At 37.9% G+C, this 14,186-nt stretch carries 8 protein-coding genes and 2 pseudogenes; 9 read left to right on the top strand and 1 reads right to left on the bottom strand.

Translation table 11 applies throughout. The features are described 5' to 3' along the window. The first annotated feature begins 360 nt into the window (after window positions 1-360). A complete protein-coding gene (locus O3601_RS03985) occupies window positions 361-3,987 on the top strand; it encodes an SIALI-17 repeat-containing surface protein (RefSeq protein ID WP_371471248.1) in 3,627 nt (1,208 codons plus the stop codon). Window positions 3,988-4,650: 663 nt separating this feature from the next. Then, window positions 4,651-7,101, top strand: a pseudogene (locus O3601_RS03980) (sialidase domain-containing protein); the annotation flags it as partial. A 50-nt stretch (window positions 7,102-7,151) separates the two neighbouring features. Here the strand turns inward: O3601_RS03980 and O3601_RS03975 are convergent. Continuing rightward, a pseudogene (locus O3601_RS03975) lies at window positions 7,152-7,335 on the bottom strand (IS30 family transposase); the annotation flags it as partial. A 279-nt stretch (window positions 7,336-7,614) separates the two neighbouring features. Here O3601_RS03975 and O3601_RS03970 point away from each other — a divergent pair. The 7 genes from O3601_RS03970 to O3601_RS03940 all read left to right on the top strand — a co-directional run bounded on the left by O3601_RS03970 (window position 7,615) and on the right by O3601_RS03940 (window position 14,175). Beyond that, a complete protein-coding gene (locus O3601_RS03970) occupies window positions 7,615-8,313 on the top strand; it encodes an N-acetylmannosamine-6-phosphate 2-epimerase (protein ID WP_049539978.1) in 699 nt (232 codons plus the stop codon). A 112-nt stretch (window positions 8,314-8,425) separates the two neighbouring features. Further along, window positions 8,426-9,754, top strand: coding sequence for an ABC transporter substrate-binding protein (locus tag O3601_RS03965; RefSeq protein WP_049539980.1), 1,329 nt, complete (start codon window positions 8,426-8,428; stop codon window positions 9,752-9,754). A gap of 221 nt (window positions 9,755-9,975) precedes the next feature. Further along, the gene (locus O3601_RS03960) at window positions 9,976-10,842 is read left to right on the top strand and encodes a carbohydrate ABC transporter permease (RefSeq protein ID WP_162489574.1); all 867 of its coding nucleotides are present in this window, start codon (window positions 9,976-9,978) and stop codon (window positions 10,840-10,842) included. A gap of 15 nt (window positions 10,843-10,857) precedes the next feature. Further along, window positions 10,858-11,697, top strand: coding sequence for a carbohydrate ABC transporter permease (locus tag O3601_RS03955; RefSeq protein WP_001192010.1), 840 nt, complete (start codon window positions 10,858-10,860; stop codon window positions 11,695-11,697). A 271-nt stretch (window positions 11,698-11,968) separates the two neighbouring features. Further along, window positions 11,969-12,421 (top strand): YhcH/YjgK/YiaL family protein, encoded by a 453-nt coding sequence (locus tag O3601_RS03950; RefSeq protein WP_049539982.1) that lies wholly within the window; start codon window positions 11,969-11,971, stop codon window positions 12,419-12,421. A 19-nt stretch (window positions 12,422-12,440) separates the two neighbouring features. Then, a complete protein-coding gene (locus tag O3601_RS03945) occupies window positions 12,441-13,085 on the top strand; it encodes a YesL family protein (RefSeq protein ID WP_049539984.1) in 645 nt (214 codons plus the stop codon). A 172-nt stretch (window positions 13,086-13,257) separates the two neighbouring features. Next, the gene (locus O3601_RS03940) at window positions 13,258-14,175 is read left to right on the top strand and encodes a dihydrodipicolinate synthase family protein (RefSeq protein WP_049539986.1); all 918 of its coding nucleotides are present in this window, start codon (window positions 13,258-13,260) and stop codon (window positions 14,173-14,175) included. Window positions 14,176-14,186: the final 11 nt, after the last annotated feature.

Raw genomic sequence — 14,186 nt, 5'->3', positions numbered from 1 at the left:
CTTGACCTTGGTGTAAAACAATTCATTTTCTATCTAGTTTGGTATAAGTTCTTTCAAGATATTGGAAAGCGTCTGTGAAATGTGTTATAATTTATAAGAAAATATACAGTTTCGCTACAAATGAACATTTATATATAAGTTTATGTATAAGATGGTTTTCTCATTAGGATAATATCTTGTAAAAACGATATTCCTGTAGATACAGTACTTAAATAGCATTTGTAAAGTAGCAAAATAGTCCATGTCTATTTTTATTGTAAGAATCAAAGTAGAGAGTGTTATGCTAATGGAAACTGTAATATTTTATTTTTTAGAATATACTAGGATAAATTAACTTTGAAAGTTAAAGTGAGGTAATGCATGTTTGTATGTTTAAAAGGTTTGGGAAAATTTCGTAAATCCAAAGCTTATGGTTTGGTTGGTTGTTTGACACTATCAGCGGTGATTGGCTTAGCTGCACCAGAGTTACCAGTTATTGGTGGCGGGGTTGTTTATGCTGATGTCATTCAAGGTGGTAGCGATATTCAAGATGTGGATGTTCATAGTAAATCTGCAGAAGGTGTTGCTATGACTTATACCACTTATGATAGCGGAACAAGTGGAAAACAAACCGCATCAGGTAGCGGTGTCTTTGTAGCGCCGAATGTGATGGTAACAGTAGCTCATAACTACTATGATAAAAACCAAGAGGATAAGTCTGCGGTCTTGCGTGGTGGGGAGTCTGCTCGTAGTTATGTTGTAATGAACTCGGAAAAGGAGAAAAGCAATAAAGTACCTACTTCAGGGGTATCAGAAGCTCTTGAAAAAGACTTTATTCACTTGTATAACGGCAAAGACTTTGGTAAAGACTATAGCAACGACTTAGCAGTAGTGGTAACTAAAAAGCCTGTAGAAGCTATGACAGGTGGTGAAGATTCACCAAGAGAACTGAGCGATAAAGAGGTTTCTACTGGTGATGAAATCACTATGGTCGGATATCCCAATGATTTTTCTACTCCAAATTTAAGTAAAGAAAATAAAGCTCGATTGAAAGACGGTAAGGCTTATTCAGTCTCAACAACTGTGAGCAGTATCAATAAAGAGAGTGGTGCAGTCACTTATCATTCCTCAGCTTTAGGAGGTTTTTCAGGTGCTCCTTTGTTTAATGATAAGGGAGAGGTAGTCGGTATCCACCAGCACGGAACAAATACTTCAAACGCTCCTGAGAGTGAGCGTATTGGCGGTGGTACTATCTTTACGGAAAAGCACAGAACTTGGATTCGTTCTATGATTGATAAATATGGTATAAAGGGTTGGTATATAGATGGTGCAAACCGTTACTACTATGATGAAAATCATATAGCTTTAAAAGATGTAGAGTCTGAGATTGACGGTGCTTTGTATAGTTTTGATGAAAAAGGTCGAGCTACTTTAGTAAAAGGTGAAGAAAAAGGTCGTGTTCTACTTCGAGTGGAAGATACTAAAGGAACTCGTTTGATTTCAGATAAGGTTGTTCAGGAAGGTCCTGTTGGAAGTGGCTTGAATTTTCATTTAAGACAAAATCCAGACTTCAAACAGTTAATAGCAACTTCCCCAACAGCTAAAGTGGTATCCTATAACGGAGTGCCAGTTAACAAACTAGCAAGTGATACTACTTGGTCTGATGACTATGTCAGTAAGTTAGCTTTAGGAGATACAATTATAAGAGCTGTAGTAGATTCGGTAACTCCTCCATCTACGTCTTCTTCGGATTTTGCAAGAACTGAAGTTGGTAAAGTCGATTTGAGTGGTAAATCGAACTTACCTGTACCTAGTAAAGAAGTGTTACAAGCTCCGAATGGCTCAGAAAATTTCTATGCTACAACGCACATTCAAACGCCAGATGGGTCGGGGTCAGGTACTTTAATTGCACCCAATTTGGTGTTAACAGTCGCTCATAATTTCTTAACAGTTAAAGGTTCTGAGGTAGTTACTAAGTCTGGTCGCACCAATACAGTGTATAAAGCAACTTTACCGAATGGTAAGTCTGTGAATTTTTCAGATGATGATATTGTTTATTGGAATAAGAAAGATTCAGTATTTGGATTTAAAAATGACTTAGCTTTGGTTCGGTTAAAAGAAGCAGTAAAAGGAGTAACTCCTGTAGAGGTTGTAAAACAATCTTCGAAAGTTGCAGAGGGGGATTCAGTTTCGGTCTATGGTTTTCCAGATAACAAGCTAAGTCCAGTTTTAGATAGCAAAGTAGTAGGAACTACAGACTTCGGCTCTGGAATAGAGGGAATTAGCTATGGAGGTACGAAACCTGGAGCGTCTGGTGGTGGTCTTTATAATGACAAAGGTGCTTTAATTGGAGTTCACCAAAATGGTGTTGTAGGAAGCCGCAGTGGAGGTTTAGTTTTATCAAAAGAGCAGCTGGATTGGGTTCGTTCTTATATTGCGGGTCAACCAAAAGATCCTGTCTATGTTGAAGATAAAGAAGTGGAGCCTTCTAAGAAGGATTCGGATAAGGATTTAGCTGGGAAATTAGATCCAAAAAAAGATAGTGGAAAAGAAGATTCTGGTATTTTAGGTACATCTGGTGACTTTGCAGCTCCTACAGTAGATAAGCCAGAGTTTAAAGGTGGAGTTCCTTTCACTGAATCTCCTATACTGGCAATCCCAGAGTATATGGGTGTATTATCAACCTCAGGAGAAGAATCGGCCCCAACAGTTGAACAGCATGACTTTACAGGCGGAGTTAACGGAGACGAATCACTTGTTACAGAAGTTCCAGAGTATAGCGGTGTTCTCTCCACATTAGGTGATTCTCCAGCTCCTACAGTAGCTAAGCCAGAGTTTAAAGGTGGTGTGAATGGGGGTGACTCACTTGTTACAGAAGTTCCAGAGTATAGCGGTATTCTATCCACATTAGGTGATTATCCAGCTCCTGCATTAGCTAAGCCAGAGTTTAGAGGTGGAGTTAATAGTGCGGATGCTGAGGTCCATCACCTTTCAGACTTTGCAGGCGGAGTTAACGGAGGCGACTCACTTGTTACAGAAGTTCCAGAGTATAGCGGTATTCTATCCACATTAGGTGATTTTCCAGCTCCTACAGTAGCTAAGCCAGAGTTTAGAGGCGGGGTCAATGGTGCAGATGCTGAAGTTCATCACATTTCAGACTTCACAGGCGGAGTGAATGGAGGCGAATCTCTTGTTACAGAAGTTCCAGCGTATAGTGGTGTTCTATCTACATTAGGAGATTCTCCAGCTCCTACAGTAGCTAAGCCAGAGTTTAGAGACAAAGTGAATGGTTCGGATGCTGAGGTTCATCATCTTTCAGACTATACAGGTGGAGTGAATGTGGTAGCAAGTCCTATGCATGATAACAATAGAGATAGTAAGAATGAAGCAACAATGAAACAAGTTATCACAAGAATTGCTAGTTCACAACGTATTTTCAAAAATGAAGCAGGAAGTGTGCAAATTCAAGCTTCAGAAGAAGTATTGGAAAATGTGATAGGTGTTCAAATTCAAGAAGTTCAAGTTAGTGATCTAAGTTCATTAAACTATAAAGCATTTGATATTCAATTGAAGGATACAGCTGCTAGAACGGTTCAGCCTAACGGAAAAGTCCTAGTTACTTTTGCTACGGATCATTCTGTTGAGAATGTTTATGCTGTAGATCCAGAAGGAAACCTATACACTATTGAATTCGAACAAAAAGATGGAAAGATTATTTTTGAGATTAGCAATTCTAGTATTTATGCGATGACTTTCCGATTCTCTATCGACAATCCACCATTTAAAAAAACTATAGAAGCTAAAAAGAACGAGGAACTTTCTCTATCCCCTAAACTGTTATCTACAAATGAGAGATCAGGATTTAATCAATTAGATAAGACAGTAGGTAACGATGAACAGACTATGTTACCAAATACAGGTGAGACTTCTTCATTACTAACAATCTTATTTGGTTTTGTGGGAACGATCCTTGGAGTAATGATTACTTATAAACGAAAAGACAGTTAATTTTTCTTCAGTTGTTCTTTGAACTCTTATGTTTATATAAAATAAACCGAGTCTGGGACAAAAGTCTAGCCTTAAATATAAAAAGCGAACAAAACGAGTTATCTGACACTCAGAATTCTGTATTGTTCGCTTTTTTGTCTAATCTATCGATTTTTAAAATTCATAATAAAGAATTCCTAAAATCAAAATCTTTTTATACCAGACTCGCGCATCGAAGATTATGCTCAAAAAATTCCAAGCGCGATACAGTAAAGGTGTTCAAGCTAATTGTAAAGCGAAAAGAGAAAAATATGAAACAAAAGGCTCAGGGGTTATCGTTTACACTCTTTATTGAAGGAGAAAGTTTAGTCCTAACTTAATGACATTGGAGAATATATTATTTTTCTTTTTGTTATAGAAGTCGAAAGTACTTTTAAAGAATATAGAAGTATAAAAATATTTCTGAAAATAGAATCTATTGTAGATTAATATAGAAAAATATATTGTTTTATTGTATAATAAAGAAAAATCTAGATTTTTATGAAATAAAATAATTACTTTTAGAGAGTCATAGATTAATCAAGAATAAGCAATCGTATTAGTTGAATTGCTTTCCAGTGCTAACTTTTTAACTAATTCAAAAATTTTAAAAAAATCGCTTAGCAAAAGCATCGGAGGAGTTATATGAATCAGAGTTTTATTAATCGTAAAAACCGATATGGTATTAGAAAATTTACTATCGGAGTTGCTTCTATAGTTATCGGCTCGGTCTTGTCTGGTATTTCACCAGTATTAGCACAAGAAACCACTACTAATATTGATGCAAATAAGGTTGAAACTACTTTAGAAAGTAGAACATCTGTATCAGGACCTATAATAGAAGTAGATTCTAGTAAATTAGCTTCAGCAATTGTTAATGGAGGTGAAATTAAAAAGGAAAGTCTGAAAGAAGAAGTGCCAATTAATCAAGGGGGAAATTCTAGAAATTTTCCAGTAGAATCAAATGCAGGAAGAGGAGAAAAAACAGAGAATCTTCCAGGAAAAACTAGAAGTGCAGATGACGTTGTGCTTCCTCCACGTGATTACTTTGCCAGAGATTTAAAGAATGTTAAAACTGTATTTGAAAAAGAAGACCTTGCTACGAATGCTGGAAATGGGCAAAGAGTTGACTTGGCAGAAGCATTAGATAAGTTGAAACATCTTCAAAATGCGACTATTCATATGGAGTTTAAACCAGATGCTAATGCTCCGCAATTCTATAATCTCTTTTCTGTATCAAGTGATAAGAAAAGAGACGAATATTTCAGTATGTCTGTTAATAAAGGTACTGCAATGGTCGAAGCACGAGGAGCTGATGGAAATCATTTCTACGGAAGTTATTCAGATGCACCGCTTAAAGTAAATCCTGGTCAATGGAATTCGGTTACTTTCACAGTGGAAAGACCAAAAGTAGACCAACCAAATGGACAAGTTCGTTTATATGTCAATGGAGTTTTATCTAGAACAAATACAAAATCTGGTCGTTTTATTCAAGATATGCCAGATGTTAATCAGGTTCAGATTGGAACTACTAAGAGAGCAAACCAAACAATGTGGGGATCCAATCTTCAGGTTCGTAATCTGACTGTATATGATCGTGCCTTGACGCCTGAAGAAGTAGGGAAACGCAGTCAATTATTTAAAGTAGCGGATTTAGAAGTGAAATCATCGGAAAGTGCAAAAATTACAGAGAAGAAGGAAGTTTTTGTAAGTGGTGTAAATGGTGGATTGAATAAGGATGGAATTAATACTTACCGAATTCCAGCACTGCTAAAAACAGATAAAGGCACATTAATTGCCGGAGCGGATGAAAGACGTTTACAATTCGCAGATTGGGGAGATATTGGTATGGTAGTTCGTCGAAGTCAGGACGGAGGAGAGACGTGGGGAGATAGAATAACAATTTCTAATCTTCGTGATAATCCAGATGCCAAAGACAAAACTGCTCCGTCGCCATTAAATATTGATATGGTATTAGTTCAAGATCCGGAAACTAAGAGAATCTTTTCGGTTTATGATATGTTCCCAGAAGGAAAAGCAGTATTCGGTATGCCTGCTAAACCTGAAAAAGCATACGAGCGTATAGGGGATAAAACTTATCAAATTTTATATAAAACAGGCGAAAAAGGATATTATACAATTCGTGAAAATGGTGAAGTTTATAATTCTAAAAATCAAAAAACAGATTATCATGTTGTAGTAAATCCCAAAAAACTAGGATATAGCGACAAAGGTGATTTGTATAAAGGGAAGGATTTAATTGGTAATGTTTACTTTGCACAAAGTACGAAAAATCCTTTTAGAGTTGCAAATACTAGCTATTTATGGATGTCTTATAGTGATGATGATGGTAAAACATGGTCTGCACCGAAAGATATCACACCAGGGATTCGACAAGATTGGATGAAATTCCTTGGAACAGGTCCTGGAACAGGTATTGTATTACGTACAGGTAAGCATAAGGGACGGATATTGGTACCAGCTTATACAACAAACAGTATTTCGCATTTAGGTGGTTCGCAGTCTTCGCGTCTAATTTATTCAGATGATCATGGGGTAACTTGGCATGCTGGAGAAGCCCCAAATGATAATCGACCTGTTGGAAATAGTGTCATCCACTCGTCTAATATGAATAATAGTGGCGCTCAAAATACAGAATCAACTGTTCTTCAATTAAATAATGGTGATGTCAAACTCTTCATGCGTGGCTTGACTGGGGATCTTCAGGTTGCTACTAGTAAAGATGGTGGAGTGACTTGGGAGAAAACAATCAAACGTTATCCAGAAGTAAAAGATGCCTATGTGCAAATGTCAGCTATTCATACTATGCATGATGGGAAAGAGTATATTATTCTTAGCAATGCTGCTGGACCAGGACGCGAACGAAAAGATGGTCTAGTTCACTTGGCACGTGTTGAGAAAAATGGCGAGTTAACTTGGTTGAAGCATAATCTAATTCAAGGTGGGGAATTTGCATATAATTCATTACAAGACTTAGGTGACGGAGAATACGGAATTTTATATGAACATAGCGAGAATAGTCAAAATCGCTATACAATTTTTTATAAGAAATTTAATTGGAACTTCTTGAGTAAATAAAAGCTAATTATAGACATAAGAAAACATCTCTGTGTTAGGCTTGTCGTTCAAATACAAACGCTAAATTTCAAGTTAGTTAGCAACAAAAAAATCTCTGGGAGACTTGTAGTTCAAGCATTTTTTATGATAGTTGTTAATCCAATTTTTGATGAATACGACTTCTTTAGAAGTCGTTTTCTTAGTTTCTTTAGGTAACCATTTATGAATGAGCTTATTGTGATTCTTATTAGTTTTATACTTAATGAAAATCAAAGAGCAAACTAGGAAGCTAGCCGCAAGCTGTACTTGAGTACGGTAAGGCGACGCTGACGTGGTTTGAATTTGATTTTCGAAGAGTTTTAGTTCATTTGGTTGTATATACGGATATTTATATTAGCTGAAACTACTTTCAGAAATGGCTGTTCTATAAAATACTTTTGAAACTGAAATCTATTCTACCACAAAGTATTGAAAGCGCTTAATAAATGATATATAATGACCTCATAAGAACAAAGAAAAGGAGGAAAGAGGATGCCACAGATTACTAAAGAAGCCTTGATTGAACAAATCAAAGATGGAATCATCGTTTCTTGTCAGGCCCTTCCTCACGAACCGCTTTATACAGAAGCGGGAGGAGTCATTCCCTTGCTGGTCAAAGCAGCTGAGCAAGGTGGAGCAGTCGGTATCCGAGCAAATAGTGTTCGTGATATCAAAGAAATCAAGGAGGTTACAAAACTTCCGATTATCGGGATTATCAAACGAGATTATCCACCTCAAGAACCCTTCATCACGGCTACTATGAAAGAAGTTGATGAACTAGCAGAACTAGATATTGAAGTGATTGCTCTAGACTGTACTAAACGCGAACGCTATGATGGTTTGGAAATTCAAGAGTTCATTCGTCAGGTTAAAGAGAAATATCCTAACCAGCTCTTGATGGCTGATACTAGTACTTTTGAAGAAGGACTAGCCGCTGTTGAAGCGGGAATTGACTTTGTCGGAACAACCTTATCAGGATACACATCTTACAGTCCTAAAGTGGATGGTCCCGATTTTGAATTGATCAAAAAACTTTGTGATGCTGGTGTAGATGTCATTGCAGAAGGGAAAATTCATACACCAGAACAAGCCAAACAAATCCTGGGATACGGAGTGCGAGGTATCGTTGTTGGTGGCGCTATTACTAGACCAAAAGAGATTACAGAACGCTTCGTTGCTGGTCTTAAATAACACAATCTTAAAACAGAGGAGAGTGGTGGATGCGTAGGATGAAATGAAAACGTATACAAATGCAAGAACTCATTATCCAATATGGATACGCTTATCAATTAGGAGAATACAAATGAAATTTAGAAAACTAGCTTGTACAGTACTTGCGGGTGCTGCGATTCTTGGCCTTGCTGCATGTGGTAATTCTGGTGGTAGCAAAGATGCTGCTAAATCCGGTGGAGATGGCGCTAAAACAGAAATCACTTGGTGGGCATTCCCAGTCTTCACTCAAGAAAAAACTGGTGACGGTGTTGGAACATATGAAAAATCAATCATCGAAGCTTTTGAAAAAGCCAATCCAGATGTAAAAGTGAAATTGGAAACCATCGACTTCAAGTCAGGACCTGAAAAAATCACAACAGCTATCGAAGCAGGAACAGCTCCAGACGTACTTTTTGACGCACCAGGACGTATCATCCAATACGGTAAAAATGGTAAATTGGCTGAGTTGAACGATCTCTTCACAGACGAATTTGTTAAAGATGTTAACAATGAAAACATTGTACAAGCAAGTAAAGCTGGAGACAAAGCTTACATGTATCCAATCAGTTCAGCACCATTCTATATGGCTATGAACAAGAAAATGTTGGAAGATGCTGGAGTTGCAAACCTTGTAAAAGAAGGTTGGACAACTGATGACTTTGAAAAGGTTTTGAAAGCGCTTAAAGATAAAGGATATACACCAGGTTCATTGTTCAGTTCTGGTCAAGGGGGAGACCAAGGAACACGTGCCTTCATCTCAAACCTTTATGGAGCTTCTGTAACAGATAAAGATGTAACAAAATATACAACTGATGATCCTAAATTCGTCAAAGGTCTTGAAAAAGCAGCTGGCTGGATTAAAGACGGTTTGTTGAACAATGGTTCACAATTTGACGGTGGAGCAGATATCCAAAACTTTGCCAACGGTCAAACATCTTACACAATCCTTTGGGCACCAGCTCAAAACGGTATCCAAGCTAAACTCTTGGAAGCAAGTAAAGTAGAAGTGGTAGAAGTGCCATTCCCATCAGATTCAGGCAAACCAGCTCTTGAATACCTTGTAAACGGATTTGCAGTATTCAACAACAAAGACGACAAGAAAGTTGCAGCATCTAAGAAATTCGTTCAATTCATCGCGGATGACAAAGAATGGGGTCCAAAAGACGTTGTTCGTACAGGTGCCTTCCCAGTTCGTACTTCATTTGGCAAACTTTATGAAGACAAACGTATGGAAACAATCAGTGGTTGGACTAAATACTACTCACCATACTACAACACTATCAATGGTTTTGCTGAAATGAGAACACTTTGGTTCCCAATGTTGCAATCTGTATCAAATGGTGACGAAAAACCAGCGGACGCTTTGAAAGCCTTCACTGAAAAAGCTAACGAAACAATTAAAAAAGCTACAAAACAATAAGCACTAAATCAGATTGATCCCTCCCTTTTCCCTGTGCATAGTCTATGTAAGAAAAGGGAGGATTTTGTTTGAAATGTAAGGAACTGTCACGAAATTAAAATGAAGTTCTTACATAAGCGAATCTTAAAAAATTTCATTTTGATTTTAAAACAGTTCAAGAAAGTCAAAAAATTATTCTATTTGAAAGAGAGGTGCCGACTGTGAAAGTCAATAAAATTCGTATGCGGGAAACAGTGATTTCCTATGCTTTCCTAGCACCAGTGTTGTTCTTCTTTGTCATCTTTGTATTGGCTCCTATGGTGATGGGATTCATTACAAGTTTCTTTAATTACTCTATGACAAACTTTGAGTTTGTAGGATTAAACAACTATATCCGTATGTTTAAAGACCCTGTCTTTATGAAGTCTTTGATCAACACGGTTATCCTGGTTATTGGATCTGTGCCAGTTGTTGTTCTATTTTCACTCTTTGTAGCATCTCAGACCTATCATCAAAATGCCATTGCCAGATCCTTCTACCGTTTCGTCTTCTTCCTACCTGTTGTAACAGGTAGTGTTGCCGTAACAGTTGTATGGAAATGGATCTATGACCCATTATCAGGGATTTTAAACTTTGTCCTCAAGTCAAGTCATATCATCAGCCAGAACATTTCTTGGCTGGGAGACAAACACTGGGCTTTGATGGCGATTATGATTATCCTTTTGACAACTTCAGTTGGTCAGCCGATTATCCTTTATATCGCTGCTATGGGGAATATTGACAATTCATTGGTTGAAGCGGCGCGTGTTGATGGTGCAACTGAGTTTCAAGTCTTCTGGAAGATTAAATGGCCAAGCCTTCTTCCAACAACTCTTTATATTGCAATCATCACAACAATTAACTCATTCCAGTGTTTTGCCTTGATTCAGCTTTTGACATCTGGTGGTCCAAACTACTCAACAAGTACACTTATGTATTACCTTTACGAAAAAGCCTTCCAATTGACAGAATACGGCTATGCCAACACAATTGGTGTCTTCTTGGCAGTCATGATTGCTATCGTAAGCTTTGTTCAATTTAAAGTACTTGGAAACGACGTAGAATACTAAAGAAAGGAGACAGCTATGCAATCTACAGAAAAAAAACCATTAACAGCCTTTACTGTTATTTCAACAATCATTTTGCTCTTGTTGACTGTGCTGTTTATCTTTCCATTCTACTGGATTTTGACAGGGGCATTCAAATCACAACCTGATACAATCGTTATTCCTCCTCAGTGGTTCCCTAAAATGCCAACCATGGAAAACTTCCAACAACTCATGGTGCAAAACCCTGCTATGCAATGGATGTGGAACTCAGTATTTATCTCATTGGTAACCATGTTCCTAGTCTGTGCAACCTCTTCTCTAGCAGGTTATGTACTAGCTAAAAAACGTTTCTATGGCCAACGTATCCTATTTGCCATCTTCATCGCTGCTATGGCTCTTCCAAAACAAGTTGTCCTTGTACCATTGGTACGTATCGTCAACTTCATGGGAATTCATGACACTCTTTGGGCGGTTATCTTGCCTTTGATTGGATGGCCATTTGGGGTCTTCCTCATGAAACAATTCAGCGAAAATATCCCAACAGAATTGCTTGAATCAGCTAAAATCGATGGTTGTGGTGAGATTCGTACTTTCTGGAGCGTAGCCTTTCCAATTGTGAAACCTGGATTTGCAGCCCTTGCAATCTTTACCTTCATCAACACTTGGAACGACTACTTCATGCAGTTGGTCATGTTGACTTCACGTCAAAACTTGACCATCTCACTTGGGGTTGCGACCATGCAGGCTGAAATGGCAACCAACTATGGTTTGATTATGGCGGGTGCTGCTCTTGCAGCCGTGCCAATAGTAACAGTCTTCCTTGTCTTCCAAAAATCCTTCACACAAGGTATTACTATGGGAGCTGTTAAAGGATAATACTCTGCGAAAATCGAATTCAAGCTACGTCAGCGTCACCTTGCCATACTTAAGTATTGCCTGCGGTTAGCTTCCTAGTTTGTTCTTCAATTTTCATTGAGTATAGGAAAATAAATCTATCAAGATACAGAAATATATTTTATAGATTTAGAGAATATAGAGGTTATAAGTGTCTACAAAATGTTGGGTATTTGCTTACCTTAGATATTTTGTTAGACACTTATCAACTTAAGAATGATTTTAGTTAACTATCAGAAACGAAGGAAACAGTATGATTTTTGACGATTTGAAAAACATCACCTTTTACAAAGGGATTCATCCCAATCTAGACAAGGCTATCGATTATCTCTACCAGCACCGTAAGGATTCTTTCGAATTAGGTAAGTATGAGATTGACGGAGATAAAGTCTTTCTAGTTGTTCAGGAAAATGTCCTCAATCAATCTGAAAATGATCAATTTGAGCATCATAAGAACTATGCAGATTTGCATTTGCTGGTAGAAGGACATGAATATTCGAGTTACGGTTCACGTATCAAAGATGAAGCAGTAGCATTCGACGAAGCAAGTGATATTGGCTTTGTTCATTGTCATGAACACTACCCACTATTGTTGGGTTATCACAATTTTGCGATTTTCTTCCCAGGAGAACCACATCAGCCAAATGGCTATGCAGGTATGGAAGAGAAGGTTCGCAAATATCTCTTTAAAATTTTGATTGACTAAAAAATCAGGAGGAGCAAACATGGCACAAAAAGGAGTAAGCCTTATCAAGGCAGCATTTGATACAGATAACTTTCTCATGCGTTTTAGTGAGAAGGTCTTGGATATCGTGACAGCCAATCTTCTTTTTATTGTCTCTTGTTTGCCCATAGTGACGATTGGAGTGGCTAAAATTAGTCTCTACGAGACTATGTTTGAGATTAAGAAGAGCAGACGTGTGCCTGTCTTTAAAATCTATCTAAGAGCTTTCAAGCAAAATCTGAAATTGGGCTTCCAATTAGGTTTGCTAGAGTTGGGCATTGTTTTGTTGAGTCTTTTAGACCTCTATCTCTTCTGGGGTCAGACAGCTATGCCTTTCCAAATGGTGAAAGCTATTTGTCTAGGCGTTCTTATCTTCCTCACTATCGTGATGTTGGCTAGCTATCCCATCGCTGCACGCTATGATTTGACTTGGAAAGAAGTGTTGCAAAAAGGACTTATTTTGGCAAGTTTTAACTTTCCTTGGTTCTTCCTCATGTTAGCCATTCTTTTCCTCATTGTGATGGTTCTTTATCTGTCCGCTTTCAGTTTACTTTTAGGTGGCTCGGCCTTCCTACTCTTTGGGTTTGGATTATTAGTTTTTATCCAGACTGGATTGATGGAGAAAATTTTCGCAAAATATCAATAGTTTAGCTTGTTTCTGAAACTACTTTCAAGCCTTAAACGTTTCAAAATACATATCGAAACTAAAATCTAAGTGTGCACAAGATATTGAAAGCGATTTTCACAAGGTGTATACTAAACACGTAAAGAATAAATCCTGCTGTTAGCAGAAAAAAAGAAATCTTAGGAGAAAATCTATGTCAGATTTAAAAAAATACGAAGGTGTCATTCCAGCCTTCTACGCATGTTATGATGATCAAGGAGAAGTAAGTCCAGAGCGTACGCGTGCCTTGGTTCAATACTTCATTGATAAAGGTGTTCAAGGTCTTTATGTCAATGGTTCTTCTGGTGAATGTATCTACCAAAGCGTTGAAGACCGTAAGTTAATCTTGGAAGAAGTCATGGCAGTTGCCAAGGGCAAATTGACAATTATTGCTCACGTAGCTTGCAACAATACTAAAGACAGTATGGAACTTGCTCGCCATGCAGAAAGTTTGGGTGTAGATGCCATTGCAACGATTCCACCAATTTACTTCCGCTTGCCAGAATACTCAGTTGCTAAATATTGGAACGATATCAGTTCTGCAGCTCCAAATACAGACTACGTGATTTATAACATTCCTCAATTAGCAGGGGTTGCTTTGACTCCAAGCCTTTACACAGAAATGTTGAAGAATCCACGTGTTATCGGTGTTAAAAACTCTTCTATGCCAGTTCAAGATATCCAAACTTTTGTGAGCCTTGGTGGGGAAGACCATATCGTCTTCAATGGTCCAGATGAACAGTTCCTAGGTGGTCGTCTCATGGGAGCTAAAGCTGGTATCGGTGGTACTTATGGTGCTATGCCAGAACTCTTCTTGAAACTCAATCAATTGATTGCGGATAAAGACTTGGAAACAGCGCGTGAATTACAGTATGCTATCAACGCTATCATTGGTAAACTCACTTCTGCACATGGAAATATGTATGGTGTCATTAAAGAAGTCTTGAAAATCAATGAAGGACTTAACATTGGTTCTGTTCGTTCACCATTGACACCAGTGACTGAAGACGATCGTCCAGTTGTAGAAGCAGCTGCAGCCTTGATTCGTGAAACCAAGGAGCGCTTCCTCTAATCCATAAGGAG

It is taken from the genome of Streptococcus sp. 20925_1_69 (assembly GCF_041432365.1).
GTDB lineage: Bacteria > Bacillota > Bacilli > Lactobacillales > Streptococcaceae > Streptococcus.
The sequence above is the reverse complement of the archived record's forward strand: the minus strand, read 5'-3'. Positions and strand labels throughout refer to the sequence as shown.

Bases quoted from the DNA above. Each gene is read 5' to 3' on its own strand.
- O3601_RS03985 (WP_371471248.1), top strand. From the start codon at position 361: ATGTTTGTATGTTTAAAAGGTTTGGGAAAATTTCGTAAATCCAAAGCT.
- O3601_RS03970 (WP_049539978.1), top strand. From the start codon at position 7,615: ATGCCACAGATTACTAAAGAAGCCTTGATTGAACAAATCAAAGATGGA.
- O3601_RS03965 (WP_049539980.1), top strand. From the start codon at position 8,426: ATGAAATTTAGAAAACTAGCTTGTACAGTACTTGCGGGTGCTGCGATT.
- O3601_RS03960 (WP_162489574.1), top strand. From the start codon at position 9,976: ATGCGGGAAACAGTGATTTCCTATGCTTTCCTAGCACCAGTGTTGTTC.
- O3601_RS03955 (WP_001192010.1), top strand. From the start codon at position 10,858: ATGCAATCTACAGAAAAAAAACCATTAACAGCCTTTACTGTTATTTCA.
- O3601_RS03950 (WP_049539982.1), top strand. From the start codon at position 11,969: ATGATTTTTGACGATTTGAAAAACATCACCTTTTACAAAGGGATTCAT.
- O3601_RS03945 (WP_049539984.1), top strand. From the start codon at position 12,441: ATGGCACAAAAAGGAGTAAGCCTTATCAAGGCAGCATTTGATACAGAT.
- O3601_RS03940 (WP_049539986.1), top strand. From the start codon at position 13,258: ATGTCAGATTTAAAAAAATACGAAGGTGTCATTCCAGCCTTCTACGCA.